Annotated in this window: 16 protein-coding genes; 7 read left to right on the top strand and 9 right to left on the bottom strand. The window is 64.4% G+C overall.

Going from position 1 to position 17,147, the window contains the following annotated elements; genetic code table 11:
• Positions 1-104: 104 nt before the first annotated feature.
• Positions 105-1,016, top strand: a complete 912-nt coding sequence (locus ABIA45_RS24615) for a DMT family transporter (RefSeq protein ID WP_404544372.1) — start codon at positions 105-107, stop codon at positions 1,014-1,016.
• Between the two features lie 113 nt (positions 1,017-1,129).
• Here ABIA45_RS24615 and ABIA45_RS24610 read toward each other — a convergent pair whose 3' ends face one another.
• The 6 genes from ABIA45_RS24610 to ABIA45_RS24585 all read right to left on the bottom strand — a co-directional run bounded on the left by ABIA45_RS24610 (position 1,130) and on the right by ABIA45_RS24585 (position 5,495).
• Positions 1,130-1,900 carry a TIGR02186 family protein gene (locus ABIA45_RS24610; protein ID WP_036014162.1) on the bottom strand — a complete coding sequence of 257 codons (771 nt, stop codon included), beginning with the start codon at positions 1,898-1,900 and terminating at the stop codon, positions 1,130-1,132.
• Positions 1,897-2,814 carry a sulfite exporter TauE/SafE family protein gene (locus ABIA45_RS24605; RefSeq protein ID WP_057027507.1) on the bottom strand — a complete coding sequence of 306 codons (918 nt, stop codon included), beginning with the start codon at positions 2,812-2,814 and terminating at the stop codon, positions 1,897-1,899. Before ABIA45_RS24605 ends, ABIA45_RS24610 begins: the two co-directional genes overlap by 4 nt.
• Before the next feature lie 197 nt (positions 2,815-3,011).
• The gene (locus ABIA45_RS24600; RefSeq protein WP_157283391.1) at positions 3,012-3,947 is read right to left on the bottom strand and encodes a transporter substrate-binding domain-containing protein; all 936 of its coding nucleotides are present in this window, start codon (positions 3,945-3,947) and stop codon (positions 3,012-3,014) included.
• A gap of 89 nt (positions 3,948-4,036) precedes the next feature.
• A complete protein-coding gene (locus tag ABIA45_RS24595; RefSeq protein ID WP_225145570.1) occupies positions 4,037-4,627 on the bottom strand; it encodes an SCO family protein in 591 nt (196 codons plus the stop codon).
• 24 nt (positions 4,628-4,651) lie between these two features.
• Positions 4,652-4,846 carry a hypothetical protein gene (locus ABIA45_RS24590; protein WP_036014155.1) on the bottom strand — a complete coding sequence of 65 codons (195 nt, stop codon included), beginning with the start codon at positions 4,844-4,846 and terminating at the stop codon, positions 4,652-4,654.
• 127 nt (positions 4,847-4,973) lie between these two features.
• On the bottom strand, positions 4,974-5,495 hold the full coding sequence (locus ABIA45_RS24585) for a hypothetical protein (protein ID WP_198399710.1): 522 nt from the start codon (positions 5,493-5,495) through the stop codon (positions 4,974-4,976).
• 282 nt (positions 5,496-5,777) lie between these two features.
• Between ABIA45_RS24585 and ABIA45_RS24580 the strand changes: the two genes are divergently transcribed.
• A complete protein-coding gene (locus tag ABIA45_RS24580; protein WP_404544364.1) occupies positions 5,778-7,436 on the top strand; it encodes an FAD-binding dehydrogenase in 1,659 nt (552 codons plus the stop codon).
• Between the two features lie 36 nt (positions 7,437-7,472).
• Here ABIA45_RS24580 and ABIA45_RS24575 read toward each other — a convergent pair whose 3' ends face one another.
• The 3 genes from ABIA45_RS24575 to ABIA45_RS24565 form a co-directional block, all read right to left on the bottom strand.
• Positions 7,473-7,778: a hypothetical protein gene (locus ABIA45_RS24575; RefSeq protein WP_271539523.1), complete on the bottom strand. Its 306-nt coding sequence runs from the start codon at positions 7,776-7,778 to the stop codon at positions 7,473-7,475.
• 41 nt (positions 7,779-7,819) lie between these two features.
• Positions 7,820-9,925: a methyl-accepting chemotaxis protein gene (locus ABIA45_RS24570; RefSeq protein ID WP_271539521.1), complete on the bottom strand. Its 2,106-nt coding sequence runs from the start codon at positions 9,923-9,925 to the stop codon at positions 7,820-7,822.
• Between the two features lie 488 nt (positions 9,926-10,413).
• Positions 10,414-11,421, bottom strand: coding sequence for a PAS domain-containing protein (locus tag ABIA45_RS24565; RefSeq protein ID WP_404654019.1), 1,008 nt, complete (start codon positions 11,419-11,421; stop codon positions 10,414-10,416).
• Between the two features lie 181 nt (positions 11,422-11,602).
• On the opposite strand from ABIA45_RS24565, the gene ABIA45_RS24560 reads away from it, so the two are divergent.
• The 5 genes from ABIA45_RS24560 (at position 11,603) to pdeM (ending at position 17,044) form a co-directional block, all read left to right on the top strand.
• Positions 11,603-12,535: an alpha/beta hydrolase family esterase gene (locus ABIA45_RS24560; protein ID WP_404654018.1), complete on the top strand. Its 933-nt coding sequence runs from the start codon at positions 11,603-11,605 to the stop codon at positions 12,533-12,535.
• 130 nt (positions 12,536-12,665) lie between these two features.
• Positions 12,666-13,016 carry a RidA family protein gene (locus ABIA45_RS24555; protein WP_404654016.1) on the top strand — a complete coding sequence of 117 codons (351 nt, stop codon included), beginning with the start codon at positions 12,666-12,668 and terminating at the stop codon, positions 13,014-13,016.
• Positions 13,017-13,129: 113 nt separating this feature from the next.
• Positions 13,130-13,495 carry a nuclear transport factor 2 family protein gene (locus ABIA45_RS24550; protein WP_404654014.1) on the top strand — a complete coding sequence of 122 codons (366 nt, stop codon included), beginning with the start codon at positions 13,130-13,132 and terminating at the stop codon, positions 13,493-13,495.
• A gap of 249 nt (positions 13,496-13,744) precedes the next feature.
• Positions 13,745-16,330: a ligase-associated DNA damage response DEXH box helicase gene (locus ABIA45_RS24545; protein ID WP_404654012.1), complete on the top strand. Its 2,586-nt coding sequence runs from the start codon at positions 13,745-13,747 to the stop codon at positions 16,328-16,330.
• A 42-nt stretch (positions 16,331-16,372) separates the two neighbouring features.
• Positions 16,373-17,044 carry a ligase-associated DNA damage response endonuclease PdeM gene (pdeM, locus tag ABIA45_RS24540; protein WP_275498313.1) on the top strand — a complete coding sequence of 224 codons (672 nt, stop codon included), beginning with the start codon at positions 16,373-16,375 and terminating at the stop codon, positions 17,042-17,044.
• Positions 17,045-17,147: the final 103 nt, after the last annotated feature.

Below are 17,147 nucleotides of genomic sequence, written 5' to 3'. Positions count from 1 at the left end.
GCCTCCATTAAGAAATCCACTTGGTATGAGTTAATCATTTAATTTCCAAATGACAAGCAGCCTCCCTAGATCGAGGGCAGAAGAAAACATCCGAGAATGCCCTCATGTCGCTCGCGACCTCGCTTCCCGCCCCCCGCAGCCGGTTCAACACATTGCCGCTCGCGATCGGCCTGTTCTGCCTGCTCTGGAGCTACGCCTTCATCGCTGGCAAGATCGGCGTCACCCATTGCCCGCCGCTGATCCTGCTCGCCGCGCGCTTCTCGCTCGCGGGTATCTTGATCCTGGGCGCCACGTTGATCCGCGGCGAAGCCTGGTCGTTGTCGTGGCGCGATGCCGCGATCTTCGCGGTGCTCGGCATCGCCAACAACGCGCTCTATCTCGGCCTCGGCTACACCGGCCTGCAATCGGTCTCCGCCGGCCTCGGCGGCCTGATCGTGTCAGCCAATCCGGTGTTCACCGCGGGCCTTGCCGCGCTGCTGCTCGGCGAAGGCATGACCTGGCGCAAGGCGAGCGGCCTCTTGCTCGGCATCATCGGCGTGACCGCAATCGTCTGGCACCGCCTGTCGGTCGGCACCGATTCGCTGCACGGCGTCGTCTTCACGCTGGCCTCGCTCGCTTCGATCGTGGCCGGCACCATCCTGTTCAAGCTGCTGGCGCCGAAGGGATCCCTGTGGATCGGCAATGGCGTGCAGAACCTCGCGGCCGGCATCGTGCTGACACCGGTCGCGCTCACCTTCGCCGATGTCGACGCGATCGACTATACGCCGAGCCTGATCGGCGCCTTCGCCTTTCTCGTGCTCGGCGGCTCGATCATCGCTTCTTGGCTCTGGTTTCGTCTCTTGAAGACGTGTGGCGCCACCGCCGCCAGCGCCTATCATTTCCTGATGCCGCCGCTCGGCATGCTGTTCGCATTCCTCGTCCTCGGCGAGCACATCGAGGCGCGCGACCTGCTCGGCATCATTCCGGTCGCGCTCGGCATCTATCTGGTGACGCGGCCGGCGAAGGCGGTGGTGTAGGTGGAGGCCCCGCTGTTCACTACCGTCATTGCGAGGAGCTCTTGCGACGAAGCAATCCAGACTGCCGCAGCGGAGGCAGTCTGGATTGCTTCGCTGCGCTCGCAATGACGGGGCTAGTCCTTCCTGAACACGATCGAGGCCATCCACCCCGTCATCAGCGCCATCGCCACGGTGGCGAGGCCGTAAATCAGGCCGTTCTGGCGGGCGGTGGTGGCGACGAACTGCTCGAAGCCGACCTTGACGATCTCGAAGGCGGTCTCGGTCTTGCCGATGAACGCGCCGTTGGCAAACAGCTTGATCTCGATCTCATAGGTGCCGATCGGCACCTCCGCGGGCAGCGGAATGCCGGTGCGGAACAGCGTCGGCGTCAAGAACGTGACCGCGCTTCCGTCTTCGCGATAGAGCCCGCGCTGGGTGCGCAGGCGAATGAAGGCCGAGCGGAACGCATCGTTCGGCACCACGTCGGCAAAGTCGCCGCTGACCCGCTGCGTCAGCAGCACGTTGTTGAGCCCGATCTGCTGTCGCCGCGCGATCTCGGGCGAGGTGATGGCGTCGAGCGGGCGGTTGGCGAACAGCGCGAGATAGCTCGGCACCTGCAGGAACTGGCGGTAGTCGGTGTTGATCCAGATGCCGAAGGTGCGCTCCTTCCGCCGCGTCACCATGTCGGCGCGCGGGCCCATCACGGTGACGACGAGATCGTAGGCCGTGCGGTCCGCGGGCGTCGTCGTATCCTTCTCGACCGAGCCGAACAGCACCAGCTCCTCGCCGGAATAGTTCGGCGTCACCGTGACGCGGTGATTCGAGACCGACACGATCAGCCGCTCGGCCCGCGCAGCGCCGCCGAGCAGCAGGACGAGGACGATGGCGAGAAGCATGCGCCTCATCGGCTCGCTCCGAGCTCGCGGATGGTGAAGAGATCGGAGGGCTGGATCACCAGCTCTATCGCGAAGCGGATTCCGACCGAGAGGATGAGCAAGCCCAGCAGCAGCCGCAGCTGCTCGCCGCGGATCTTCTGGCCGGCACGGGCGCCGAACTGCGCGCCGGTGACGCCGCCGACCATCAGGATCAGCGCCAGCACGGCATCGACCAGGTGATTGGTCGCCGCGTGCAGCATGGTCGCGAACAGCATGGTGACGACGGTGAGAACCATCGAGGTCCCGATCACCGTCGAGGTCGGCACCCTCAAGAGATAGATCATGATCGGCACCAGGATGAAGCCGCCGCCTATACCCATGATGGCGCCGATGAAACCGATCACTATGCCGACGATCACCACGGGGATGACCGAGAGATAGATCTTCGAGCGCTTGAACCGCATCTTCAGCGGCAGGCCGTGGATCCAGTTGTGGGTGCGGCGCGGCGGCAGCGCCCCGCGCCGGGTCCGCATCAAGGCGCGCAATCCTTCCGAGAACATCAGGCTGCCGACCGTGGTGAGCAGCACGACGTAGGAGAGCGCGATCATCAGGTCGAGCTGGCCGAGCGCGCGCAGCTGGGTGAAGGTCCAGACGCCGAGCGTCGTGCCGGTCACGCCGCCGCATAACAACACACTCGCCAGCGCCGGATCGATCGCGCGCCGCCGCCAATAGGAGAGGGCGCCGGAAAAGGAGGAGGCCGCGATGTGGCTCGCCACCGAGGCCACCGCGACCGCCGGCGTGATGCCGATGAAGATCAAAAGCGGCGTCATCAGGAAGCCGCCGCCGATTCCGAACATGCCGGAGACGAAGCCGACCGCAGCGCCCATGGCGAGCACCAGGAAGACGTTGACCGGAAGATCGGCGATCGGGAGGTAAAGCTGCATTGAACCTGCGCACCGGCGAGACGGATCGACGAACGCGGAATGCTCGCGGAGAGGACGGAACGATTACCGCGTCCTTCAATAGCGGAATTCGCCGGCGGGCGGGACCGGGAAATTTCAGGCGTGGTGAATGGGTATGACGCGCGCGTGATGATCTCTGCGATCGTCCGCACTCCCGCTGCAGGCGGAGAGGCGAAAGGTCAGAACGGACTGACCGAGAAATACCGTAGCCAGAGATCGGTGTAGCGGCCTTTTTCCCAGATCCGGAACATCGCCCAGTTCAGGGCCTGGCGCAGCACGTCGTTGCCCTTGCGCACGGCGATGCCGATGCCCTCGCCGAAGAAGCGGCTCTCGACGAACGGACCGCCGGAGAAGGCGCAGCAATCGGCCGAATCCGTGCCGTTGATCCAGAACGCCAGCGAGATGGCGTCGCCGAAGATGAAGTCGACCTCGCCCCTGCGCAGAGCTGCGCGCATCGCATCGTCATTGGGGTAGGCGTGCAGCTCGGCGTCGGTGAACATCGCCTTGAGATACGCCTCGTGCGCCGAGCCCGCGATGGCGCCGACCTTCTTGCCCTCGAGATATTCGGGGCGGATCTCCGGCATCACCGCATCCTTGCGCGAGACGAAGCGCGCCGGCACGCGATAATAGGGATCGGTGAAGTCGACGCGGGCGCGCAGCTGTGGGCTCACCGCCATGGAGGCGATGATGGCATCGCCCCGGTTGGAGGTGAGCGCATCGACCAGCGTCTCGAAACGCCGCATCTGCACCGTGCACGTGACCTTGATCTCCTCGCACAGGGCGCGGGCGAAATCGACGTTGAAGCCGGCCGGGTTGCCGTCCGCACCGGTGTAGTTGAACGGCGGATAATCGGTCTCGGTCAGGAAGCGGATCACGGTGAGGCGCGACAGGTCAGGCCGTTCGGGGCGCCGGCGCGGGTCCCAAAACCCGGGCACCGCCTGCGGGGCGGCCTGGGGCGCCGCCTGAGGGGTGGTCTGAGGTGCCGTCGGCGGCCGCTTGGCGGGGGCTTGCGCGTTCGCCTCGGTGAGGCCGCCGAGCAGGCAAAGGCCGGCAACCAGCCCTGCCAGCAAGCCACGGACAGATTTGAGCGATTTCGCCTGTTGCGATGGAGCCATCGGCCGAAGGAATGAATTTCGTCGGGATCGGAGGGCCTTATAGACCATCCCGCCGGGAACGCGAGCGCCGATTGTAGCCAGCGTGAAGCTCAGAGATAGCGCTTCAAATCAACCGCTGCCTCTTCCGGCGTCCGCTTCAAATTGAACGGCGAGACGAACCTGCCCTCGCGGTCCATCAGGTAGATCAGCGCGGTGTGGTCCATCGTGTAGTCGCCGTCCTTGGTCGGGACCTTCTTGGCATAGACCCGGTAGGAGGAGATCACCTTGGCGGTCTCGGCGGGGTCGCCGGACAGGCCCTGGAGGTGCGGATCGAAGCTCGACAGGTAATCCTTCATCGTCGCCGGCGTGTCGCGCTCGGGATCGACCGAGATGAAGATGGCATTGACCTTGTCGGCGTCCTTGCCCAGCGCGCGCAGCACTTCCGAGATCTCGAACAGCGAGGTCGGGCAGACGTCGGGGCAATGGGTGTAGCCGAAGAAGATCAGGGTCGGCTTGCCCTTCAGGCTCTTGTCGGTGACGGCCTTGCCGTTCTGGTCGGTCAGCTGGAACGGGCCGCCGATCGCGGCCGGCTGTGCCACCTTGCCGACCCCGCCCATGGCCCAGAACATGATCAGGAGCCCGACGACGAGGCTTGCGGCGAAGGCGGTCGCGATCACCAGCGGACGGGTGGCGGAGCTCATGGGCGGAAAACTTCCTGTCGCAGGTCAGAAGCAGGCGGCAAAGCCGGTCCTGATCATTTCGAAGAACACCTGGCTGCCATAGTGGAACCAGAGCGCCAGCGCGCCGATCACGGCGAGTCCGCCGATTGCAGCGCCCGCCCACAGCAGCACGGATGGCATCCGCCCGGCAGTGGGCGAATTGTCCGATAGCCGATGTGCCGGGTGCAGCGGTTGAGCCATGACAACGATCGGGACGAAGGCCCCGGTTCCCTGGCTTTCAGATAGGCTTTGCGCCGGCTGCGGGCAAGGCGCCGCCAGCAGGCAAGACGCCGCGGCGGCGCCAAAGGACGCCGCCAGCCTGTGGATGTCAGTGGAGGAGCTGGCCCCGGGCGGATTCGAGCGGGTCCGCTTGCGGGAGCGACCGGCGCGACGGCCTGGTCGTCGAGGCCTGCGCGTCAAGGTAGCACGGCTTGTACATGGCCTGGAGCTGCTTGCCCCTCAGGAAGAGCATCCGCGGGGTGAGGCCGCCCCGCTGGCCGATCCAGCGCCTGATCTGCGAGGGATACATCGCGTACAGCATCTGGGTCGCTTCGGGATTGGTGATGGCGCGGCCGTTGGCGCCGAAATCCCAGGCGGCGTGGAAGCCCAGCGTCGCATGCGAGGTCACGCAAATCCGGTCGTGCGGGATAGCACCGAGGACGATGGTGCAGGCCGAGGCACAGAGGCCATCGATGATGACCGTCTCGCCCGATTGCCTGAGGTCCTGGTACTTGTCGACGTAGGTTCCGATCCGGCCGCCGCGGTCGTCCGCGATCCGAACCACCGCGTGAGAAGCCCCCATGCCTGCGATCAAGAGAACCGCCGCAAGCAACCCCGTCAGAAACTTCATTTTCCCCCGCCCCAGTCGAATTCGAATCTGTGTGTCAGGTGGTGATGCACGGCTAGCGTCGGTCGTAACCGAGGTTTTGTCTAGGCAGGCCTGCTGGCTCAAAACAAATTCAAATCCAGTGTTGCGTCCGCGCTGCACCCGGCCGGTCTCCATCCCAAAGTGGAACAAGTTAACGAGGTCTTGCGCGCCATACCCTTGATCTCAGTTGCCACCGCTGGCTTCAATCCGGGCAACTACAGGGGGGAACCCTTGGGGAGGAGAAGAACTTGGAGGGGGAAACGCATGGTTGAAGAAACGGATGTCATCGTCGTCGGCGCGGGACTATCGGGCCTCGTCGCCGCCACCGAGATCGCTGATGCGGGCAAGCGCGTGATAGTTGTCGACCAGGAAGGCGAGCAGTCGCTCGGTGGCCAGGCGTTCTGGTCGTTCGGCGGATTGTTCCTGGTCGATTCGCCCGAGCAGCGCCGGCTCGGCATCAAGGACTCCTACGAGCTTGCCATGCAGGACTGGCTCGGCACCGCCGGCTTCGACCGCGACGATGATTTCTGGCCGCGCCAATGGGCCGAAGCCTATGTGGCCTTCGCGGCCGGCGAGAAGCGCGGCTGGCTGCGCGCGATGGGCCATCGCTTCTTTCCCGTGGTCGGCTGGGCCGAGCGCGGCGGCTATGACGCGATGGGCCACGGCAATTCGGTGCCGCGCTTCCACGTCACCTGGGGCACCGGCCCGGGCATCGTCGAGCCGTTCGAGCGCCGCGCGCGCGAGGCGATGAAGACCGGCCGATTGATCTTCCGATTCCGTCATCGCGTCGATGCGCTCTCTATCAGCAATGGCACCGTGGATGGCGTCAGCGGCGTCGTTCTTGCGCCCGATGATGCAGAGCGCGGCAAGAGCTCCTCGCGCAACGTGGTCGGCGACTTCGCGTTGAAGGCGCAGGCCGTGATTGTCGCCTCCGGCGGCATCGGCGGCAACCACGAACTGGTGCGGCAGAACTGGCCGAAGCGGCTCGGTGAGCCCCCGAAGTTCATGATCTCCGGCGTGCCCGAGCATGTCGATGGGCGCATGATCGGCATCACGGAAAAGACCGGCGCGCGGCTGATCAACCGCGACCGCATGTGGCACTACGTCGAGGGCATCCAGAACTGGAACCCGATCTGGCCGCGCCACGGCATCCGCATCCTGCCGGGTCCTTCCTCGATGTGGTTCGACGCCACAGGCACGCGGCTGCCGGCGCCGCTATTCCCGGGCTCCGACACGCTCGGCCAGCTCAAATACATCATGTCGACCGGCTACGATTATTCCTGGTTCATCCTGACCCAGAGCATCATCAAGAAAGAGTTTGCGCTGTCGGGCTCGGAGCAGAACCCGGACCTGACTGGCAAGAGCTGGCGCATGACGCTTCGCCGCGCCACCAACAAGGGCGCGCCGGCGCCGGTGGAGGCGTTCAAGAGCCATGGTGTCGACTTCATTGTCCGCGACAAGCTCGATGAGCTCGTTGCGGCCATGAACAAGCTCGCCGGCAGCGATCTCCTCAAGCTCGAGCACATCAGGATGCAGATCGAGGCGCGCGACCGCGAGATCGCCAATCCCTACGTCAAGGATGCGCAGGTCATGAACATCCACAATGCGCGCCGCTATATCGGCGACAAGTTGATCCGCACCGCTTCCCCGCACCGCATCCTCGATCCCGCGCATGGACCGCTGATCGCGGTGAAGCTCAACATCCTCACCCGCAAGACGCTGGGCGGGTTCGAGACCGATCTCGACTCCCGCGTGTTCGGGGAGGAGGGCCGCGTCATTCCCGGCCTTTACGCCGTCGGCGAGGCCGCCGGCTTCGGTGGCGGCGGCGTGCATGGCTATCGCTCGCTGGAGGGGACTTTCCTGGGCGGCTGCCTGTTCTCGGGCCGCAATGCGGGCCGGGCCGCCGCCAAGACGGTGGGGTGACCGACGAGGTTGGCCGTGCACGGCCTCGCACCGGCCTCAACGGCGGCGAAGCATCTCCTGCAACAGGCGTTCAGTCAGTGAGAGCTGATCGAGCCGCAAATACAACAGCTCGTTCAGCTCAGCCATGTGGGCTCGAAGTCGCTCGGCCTCCTCCGGTCTGTCATCGAGATTTCGGACAAGGTCGCGGAGCGCCCTGAGACATTGCTGCATCGCCACGATGCCTTGCCGCAGCAAGTTGCAGTCTCTCATGGTGCTGGCGACCAGGCTGGTTTGGCGAAGCGGCAACGGGATGACGTTGTCGCGCGCGCCCGCTAGCGACTCTTGCGTGTTTCGATCGGTCATCGCGTTCGCTCATGTGGTCACGGCGGAGACCTGTCCCAGGGTCAGGCCGCGCGCACGGTGGTCAGGAACTGCTCGACCTCGGAGTGCAACCGCGCGCTGTCCTTCGACAGCATTTGCGCCGAGGCAAGCACCTGATTGGAAGCCGAGCCGGTTTCCGTCGCGCCGTGCTTCACCTCGGTAATGTTGGCGGCCACCTGGTCGGTGCCTTGGGCTGCCTGCTGGATGTTCCGGGCTATCTCCTGCGTGGCCGCTCCCTGCTCTTCCACCGCGGAGGCGATCGCAGACGATATCTCGGAGATTCGAGCGATTGTGCCGCTGATCTCCTTGATGGCGATCACCGAGTCCTGGGTGGCCGCCTGGATGTCTGAGATCTGATGGCCAATCTCTCCGGTTGCCTTTGCGGTCTGTTCGGCCAGTGCCTTGACCTCGGAGGCGACCACGGCAAAGCCGCGCCCCGCTTCGCCGGCGCGCGCCGCCTCGATCGTCGCGTTCAGGGCCAACAGGTTGGTCTGTCCCGCGATCGTGTTGATGAGCTCGACCACGTCGCCGATACGGGATGCGGCCTGCGACAGCTTGTTGACCTGGTCATTGGTCCGGTGCGCTTGTTCAACGGCTGCGCTGGCGATCCTGGCGGCATCCTGGACCTGGCGACTGATTTCACTGACCGACGAGCTCATCTCCTCGGTGGCGGAGGCAACAGACTGAACGTTGGTCGAGGCCTCCTCGGACGCGGCGGAGACCATGCCGGACAGCTCCTGCGTCGTCTCGGCCGTTTTGGTCAGGGTCCTGGCGGCGGCTTCAAGCTCCGTCGAGGACGACGAGAGCGTCTTGACGATGTCTCCGACCGTCTCCTCGAACTGACCGGCAAACTTGTTCATTTCCGCCTTGCGCTGAGCGGCGGCACGGGCTTCGGCCTGCGCCTGCTCGGCGCGCAGACGCTCGGTTTCGATCATGCTCTCCTTGAACACCTGGACCGCATCGGCCATCTCGCCGATCTCGTCGGCGCGACCCACGCCGGGGACTGACGTGGACATGTCGCCGGCAGCGAGCTTGCCCATGGCGGAGGTCATTCCTTGAATTGGGATTGCGATCGAACGCGAGGTGAGCAGCGCGATGATTGCGCCAAGCGCGAGTCCGAGCACAAGCAAGACCCACAAGACCAGCTTCAACAGCGAAATGCCCGACGCAACGTCGATGGCTTCCTGGATCAGCATCTTCTTCTGGTTGGACTTGATTCCACCCGAGCGCGTACCATCGCCACCTCTTGCGCCGTCAAGCAGGTCGAGAAGCTTGGCCGCACGAGGCGCTGCCTCGGTCACCAACAGGTAGACCGGCGCATTCCAGGCGGGAGACTCCCGAAGAGCGAAGATCTTCTCAAACAGCGGCGCGAACTCGGTCTTGGCCTTGGCGATCTTGTCGAAGGCGGCATGCTGTCCGGTCGTAAGCAGGTCCTTTCGCGAATGGACTCCGCCATAACCCTTCTCGAAAGCCTCCCAGGGCTTGAAAAATCTCTCCTTATCGGCCTGATCGCCCGTGAGCAGATACGTGCGGAGCTGGGCCGTTGCGGCAGCAAAATTGCCGCGCGTATCGGCCATCGCCTTGAGCAGCTTCTTTCGTTCCGCGGTGGCCTCCAGACCTTCCTCCTCATTGATCATCTTGGTGATCTCGGAAAAGATCGTTTCAGCACGCGGGGCCGCTTCGGTCGTCAAGAGCTTGGTCGCCGGATACGCGTCGGAGGTGAAGGCGATCGCTTCGGCCTTGTCCTGTGCGGCGCGAAACTCCCCGAGCAGCGTTCTGGCCTCCTGCCATTTCTGCTTGTTCTCTGGATTGGTGAACTGACCGGCCTTCTCGTCGAAAGCAGCAACCGTCGCATCCATCTCCTTCCACATCGCGGCGCGGTCGAGCTTGCCTTGCGGATTTCCGGTGAGCAGATAGCCTCGCAGGGTCGCCAGCGTGGAATAGAGATTGCCGACGAGTTCGGTGCTCGCGAGCGCGACCGGCACGCGCAGGTTCGCCATCCGATCGACGGTCATGGCAACTCCCCCCACCGCAAATACTGTATAGCCGACCGAAGCCGCAATGATCACGCATACCGCCGCAAAACCAGCGATCAATCTGCCGCGAATACGAAATTGAAAGAAGGACATAGGCAATACTCCTCAATATCCGAGTATCTCTTTGACACGCGTCGAAAGGCCACACGTGCCGATCGGGCAGCAGGCGATGATCCCTTCCACCGTCCACAGGGAATGAGGCAGATCAGCGTGACAGCGCTTGCCACAGCAATGAATGGAGCCGCTCCTTCGAGGCTGATCCATCCCGTTCTGCCGCTGCAAATTTGCCGATGCCACCGCCGGTCTAATAACAGCCCCGACCCCGATCATTACGTGTATCGGGAGGGTGGAAGAAGGTGCTTATCGCGACATTAAGAAAGATTTGCCGGCGACATTCGACGGACACGCAAAATTTGCGCTTACGGCCGCAAGCGCCTCAGTGCGGCGGCAGGGGAGCGCAATTTCGGCTCGGTTCGCCAGATCGTGGCGCACCACCATTCAAGAATTGCGGGTAAGACGAACTTAGTTTCATCTTCAAGGCGCAGGAAGTACGCAGGCCATCTTCGAATTTTTTTCTCCGATCATCGTGGCCTCACGCCCGGCTTGCCCACCGCGGGAAAAATGAACTCGACGCCCGCGGCCGAAAGTGTATCGCGAAGCTGGTTGATCGTCCCCTCGGGCATTCGCAGCATGCCATTCTGCTCCTCCAGCCGCCTGACCACCGCGGCGGAGAGTCCCGTTCGCGAAGCCAGTTGCTTGACCGACCAGTTCAGCATGCCGCGGGCTGCCCGCAGTTGCGCACCCGTAAGTTTCGCAGCTCCCGCAGGCTGAAGCGATAGTTTTTCCTGGTGCACATCCATGGAAATGCCGAGCCACTCCCGAATGACGCCGTCCGCCTCCGGGACCGGTACGGCCTTACAGCGGTACCAGCGGTAGGAGCCGTCGGGCTGGCGCAGCCGGTGCTCGACATCGTAGGGCCGCCCCGTTTCAGCCGCCACCAGCCAGTTGCGCAACGCCGTCTCGCGCTCCTCTTCGGGCAGGAGATCGATCCAACCGTTGCCGAACAATCGCTGCGCTTCCGCATTGTTGTCGGCCTTCAGAAGAGCCGTAATCCGACCGTCCTGGGTGCCAATCCACAGCACTCCACCCGTGATATCAATCAGCGCAGCGTAGCGGTCGGAGTCCATCTTGAGCGGCTGCAGCAATCTTCGTTGCTCGGTGATGTCGATAGCAAGGCCAAGCACGGATTCTTTCGCGCTGGCAGGATCCAGCAACACCTCCGACTGAATACGAATCCAGCGCAGCGCACCATTCGGCCGCACGATCCTAATCTCACCATTGAGCAAGGACCGGTCGAACATGAACTCGCGTGGATCGCGCTTCGGCCGGCGATCCTCCGGATGAATCCTTTTCTCGATCTCCGCGTAGGAGGGCGCAATCGTGAACGGATCGAGCCCAAGCAGGCGGTAGAAGCCGCGAGACCACTGCATCCGGCCCTCGGCGTCGTAGCGCCACAGACCAGCTCCGACCTTGTCTTCAAAAAAGCGAAGTATATCCCAGGGATCGAGATGATCTTGAAACTGGAGCAAGTCAGTGCCCCCAAACTAACAATGACCTATTTCAACCCTTAGTTGGGACAAACTCAATCCCCGATATACACGGAGCTTAAGATTTGAGCGGAAAACCTGCGACCGCCATGCAAGTCCGTGATGGCATTATTGAAACTCCAAACCAGGACGCGCCGCATTGAGCCTCGACCGGGTGCCAACCATGGCCTTTTCACGCCCCAGCTGGCTGTCTCCGCTTCTTTGCCTGACGATAATAATCTGCTGCGGTTTTCGCGCGTCCGCCGATACGGTCGACGTCAACGGGGTGAAGCGCTCCTACACCGCGCAGCTGCCGGCCAAGCGGCCCGCACCGCTCGTAATCGTGCTGCATGGCAAGACCCAGCGCGGCGCCGACATGGTTACACGGACGGCCTGGCCGCAGGTTGCCAAGCGCGAGGGCCTCGCCGTGGTGTTTCCGGACGGGCTCAACAACGCATGGGCGGACGCGCGCACCAAGGCGGGGCCGGCCCTGCGCGGACCACCGGCGGGCACCGATGACGTCGCCTTCATCGCAAGGCTGGTCGAGAAGCTGGTGGCCGACGGCACGGCCGATGCGAAGCGCGTCTACGTCGCCGGCGTCTCCAATGGCGGTGCCATGGCGATGACCTTGGCCTGCGCGCGCGCCGATCTGTTTGCGGCGGTTGCGAGTGTCATCATGAATCTCAACGATGAAGCCGCCGTCACCTGTCATCCGTCGCGGCCGCTGCCGATGCTGCTCATGAACGGGACCGCCGATCCGCTGGTCCCTTATGAGGGCGGGCGCGGATCGAGCTATTTTGCCGCAGAGGGATTCTGGTCGACGGACGAGACGCTGGCGTTCTGGCGCAGGCTCAATGGCTGCGAGACCGACGACGCCGGGATCACCGACATGCCCGATGCGGCGCCGGCGGACCAGTCCACGGTGACGCGGATCAGCTCGCGCTGCCCGGCTGGGCACGACGTCGTGCTCTATCGCATCAATCATGGTGGCCACCGCATGCCAGGCTTCGCTCCGGATGCCCGCTTCCCGAAGGTCGCCAGGAACCTGCTCGGATCGCAAAACGGCGACATCGACGGCGCAGAAACGATCTGGACGTTCTTCAGTCGGTTTCCGTGAGCGGCGCAATGTTGGCCAACGCATGCGTGCAGGGCTGCGCATGCGTGCCGGGCAACGCATGCGTGCTAGGGCTGGCACAGTGCAAATCGCTGGGCTAGACAGGGCCGCCATTCCAGTCAGGAGATCCCAGATGAGCATTCAGCGTTTTGAAACCGGCCCGCGCATGAGCCAGGTCGTCGTGCACGGCAACATCGTCTATCTCGCCGGTGTCGTCGCCAACAAGGCGGCCGGCGAAAGCGTGACGAAGCAGACCCAGGACATCCTGGCGACCATCGACGGCCACCTCGCCAAGGCCGGCACCGACAAGTCGAAGCTGCTCTCGGCCACGATCTACATCACCGACATGAAGACCTTCGGCGAGATGAACGCTGTGTGGGACGCCTGGGTCTCGCCCGGCAATACGCCTGCGCGCGCCACCGTCGAAGCCAAGCTGGCGGCCCCGCAATACACCGTCGAGATCATGGTGACGGCGGCGAAGTAATTTTTGCGAACACCTCACGCGCGTTGATGACCTCCGAGGTAATCGATCAACGCGCGTGAACCTTCGATAGTGACGGTCAGCCGGACAGCACGGCGCCATCGAAGGAGAGAACCATGACCGACCCCGTCACTATCACCCGTCGCTACATCGAGCTCTGGAACGAGCGCAGCGCCGGCCGCCGCCGCGAGCTGCTGAGCGAAGGCTGGACGACGGATGCGAGCTACGTCGACCCCCTGATGAAGGGCGACGGCCAGGACGGCATCGAGGCGCTGATCGCAGGTGTGCAGCAGCGCTTTCCCGATTTCACATTCAAGCTGATCGGCGAGCCCAACGGCTACGGCGATCACATCCGCTTCTCGTGGGGACTTGGCCCTGACGGCGCCGACAGCCCGATCAAAGGCACCGATTTCGCCGTGCTGAAGGACGGCCGGATCAGAAGCGTGACCGGATTTCTCGATCAGGTCCCGGCCGGGGCGTGAGAGCGCTGGCCCTCGTCGCGCAGGCGAGGAGAGGACCGAAATTTGCACCTCACAAGCGGTCGTCATGCCCGGGCTTGTCCCGGGCATCCACGTTCTTCGTGCCGCGGGTAAGACGTGGATGGCCGGGACAAGCCCGGCCATGACGATGTCGAGTCTATCGTGCCTCAAATGGACAGCGCGTGTGCGATCGCCCTGTCGCAGGCCATAGCCCCCTCGACGAAGCCATCCCTACGGCTTACCTGTCATGCCGTGCCGCTTCGTATCCTCCAGACATCGACCGAGCCGGCCGCCCTGCTGCCGGATCGCTTTCAGGCCTGGTTCGCAGCCCGCGGCTGGTCGCCGCGCGCGCATCAATTGGCGCTGCTGGAAAAGGCGCGCGAGGACCGGTCGGCGCTCTTGATAGCGCCGACCGGCGCCGGCAAGACGCTGGCGGGATTTCTGCCGACGCTGGTCGAGATGTCGGCGCAGCCGCTGACACGCGAGGCGGGTGCGAAGAAGAACCTCGTCTCCACCGGCCGCAGCGTGCAGCGCAGCGGCGGCCTGCACACCCTCTACATCTCGCCGCTCAAGGCGCTCGCCGTCGACATCGCGCGCAACCTCGAGCGTCCGATCGCCGAGATGGGCTTGCCCATCAAGGTCGAGACCCGCACCGGCGATACGCCGGTCTCGCGCCGTCAGCGGCAGCGGCGCTATCCGCCGGACGTGTTGCTGACGACGCCCGAGCAGCTCGCGCTGCTGCTCTCCTCGGACGACGCACCGTTCCTGTTCTCCTCGCTGAAGCGCATCGTGCTCGACGAGTTGCACGCGCTGGTCACGTCCAAGCGCGGCGATCTGCTCTCCCTCGGGCTGGCGCGATTGTGGCGCCTCGCGCCACAGATGCGCGCGATCGGCTTGTCTGCGACCGTAGCCGAGCCGGAGCAGCTCGCGCGCTTCCTGGTGCCACAGCCCGACGGCACGGAGCAGGCAGCCGACATCGTCCTCGCCGGCGGTGCCGCGCCGCCCGTGGTCGAGATGCTCGACACGCGCGAGCGGCTGCCCTGGGCCGGCCACAGCGCGCGTCATGCGCTCCCTGAAATCTACGAGCTGATCAAGGCCAACAAGACCACGCTGGTGTTCGTCAACACCCGCAGCCAGGCCGAGATGTTGTTCCAGAATCTCTGGAGCATGAACGACGATGGCCTTGCCATCGCGCTGCATCACGGCTCGCTCGACGTCGCCCAGCGCCGGAAGGTCGAGGACGCCATGTCGGCAGGCCGGCTGCGCGGCGTGGTCTGCACCTCCTCGCTCGACCTCGGCGTCGACTGGGGCGACGTCGATCTCGTCGTCAATATCGGCGCGCCCAAGGGCTCCTCGCGCCTGATGCAGCGCATCGGCCGCGCCAATCACCGCCTCGACGAAGCCTCGCGCGCGGTGCTGGTGCCCGCCAACCGTTTCGAAGTCCTGGAGTGCCGTGTCGCCATCGACGCCATCGCCGAGAATGCGCAGGACACGCCGCCCTTGCGCACGGGCGCCCTCGACGTGCTGGCGCAGCATGTGCTGGGCTGCGCCTGCGGCGAGCCGTTCTTGAGCGACGAGCTCTACGGCGAGGTCCGTACAGCCGCGCCTTACGCAAGCCTGTCGCGGCAGGATTTCGACGACGTCGTCGATTTCGTCGCCTCCGGCGGTTATGCGCTGAAGACCTATGAGCGCTTCGCCCGCATCAAGCAGGACAAGGAGGGACGCTGGCGCGTCGCCAATCCAAAGGTGCGGCAGAGCTACCGCATGAATGTCGGCACCATCGTCGAGGACGACATGCTGAAGGTGCGGCTGGTGCGCTCGCGCGGCAGCGGTGCAGGATCCACGGGCGTGATCGCGCGCGGCGGCCGGCTGCTCGGCGAGATCGAGGAAGCCTTCATCGAGGGCTTGAGTCCCGGGGATACCTTCGTGTTCTCAGGCGAGGTGGTGCGCTACGAGACCCTGGTCGAGGACCAGGTCTATGTTTCGCGCGCACATGACAAGGACCCCAAGGTGCCGTCCTACATGGGCGGAAAGTTTCCGCTCTCGACCTATCTCGCCGAGCGCGTGCGCCGCCTGCTCGATGATGGCCGCGCCTGGGGCGGCTTGCCAGAGCAGGTGCGCGACTGGCTGTCGCTGCAGAAGGATGTCAGCAGAGTGCCGGCGGTCCGCGAGCTCCTGGTGGAAAGCTTTCCACGCGCCAACAAGCATTATCTGGTCTGTTACCCCTTCGAGGGACGTCTCGCGCATCAGACCCTCGGCATGTTGCTGACGCGGCGGCTGGAGCGCGCCCGCGCGCGGCCGCTCGGTTTTGTCGCCAATGAATATGCCGTGGCAATCTGGGGCCTTGGTGATCTCTCCTTCATGATCCGCGACGGGCGGATCGACCTCGACGCGCTGTTCGATCCTGACATGCTTGGCGATGATCTCGAAGCCTGGCTCGCCGAATCCGCGCTGATGAAGCGCACCTTCCGCAACTGCGCGATCATCTCCGGCCTGATCGCCCGCCGCCACACCGGCGAAGAGAAGAGCCGCCGCCAGGTGCTGTTCTCGACCGATCTCGTCTACGACGTGTTGCGCAAGCACCAGGCCGATCACGTCCTGCTCCGCGCTGCGCGCGCCGATGCCGCGACCGGCCTGCTCGATTTGCGCCGCCTCAGCGACATGCTGATGCGCATCCACGGCCGCATCACGCACCGGGAACTCGACCACGTCTCTCCGCTCGCCGTACCCGTGATGCTGGAAATCGGCCGCGAGTCAGTTTATGGCGAAGCTGCAGACGAGCTCTTGGCCGAAGCCGCCGACGAACTCGTCAAAGAGGCGATGGATAGAAGCGGGTAAGACGTGACGGCAGGCGCGCTGATTTCGGGAGATGTCGAGGACATGCGCGTTTCCAGAGTCACGATCAGCGATGTGACCTTCGCGGCCGATCTCTCCGGCGCTCTGTTCTGGGACGAGCAGCGCCTGCTCGTGGTCTCCGACCTGCATCTGGAGAAAGGGTCGAGCTTCGCCACGCGCGGCGTGCTGCTGCCGCCTTACGATACCATTGCGACGCTCGGCCGGCTCGCTGCTGTCATCTCCCGCCATGATCCTCGAATCGTCATCGCGCTCGGCGACAGTTTTCACGACCGCAGCGCGCATGAGCGGCTGTCCGCCGAGGACCGCGACGCGGTGGCCGCACTCCAGAGCGGCCGCGACTGGATCTGGATCTCGGGCAATCATGATCCCATGCTGCCGCGCGATCTCGGCGGCACCATCGCGGTCGAAGTCGCGATCGGCCCGATCACCTTCCGCCACGAGCCCACCGGCGCCCACGGCGAGATCGCCGGCCATCTGCATCCGAAGGCGCGTGTCTCGGCACGTGGCCGCTCGATGGAGCGCCGCTGCTTCGCGAGCGACGGGATGCGGGCGGTGATGCCGGCATTCGGTGCTTACGCGGGGGGCCTTAGTATCCGCGACGCCGCCTTCGCCAAAATCTTTCCGGAGAACGGCTTTGTCGCCCATCTCCTCGGCGACCGCCGCGTCCACGCCATTGCGGCCTCGCGCTGCTATTAAGGTGCCGGCCGAATTAGGACAGCACCACGATCGGTATTTTTCCGGAATCGCGCAAAGCCCGTTGTCGGTATTAAGGTCCGCCCTCGCCGGGGCTGGAATTTCA

Source organism: Bradyrhizobium sp. USDA 336 (assembly GCF_044908355.1).
GTDB lineage: Bacteria > Pseudomonadota > Alphaproteobacteria > Rhizobiales > Xanthobacteraceae > Bradyrhizobium > Bradyrhizobium yuanmingense.
This window is presented reverse-complemented; position numbering and strand designations above follow the sequence as displayed.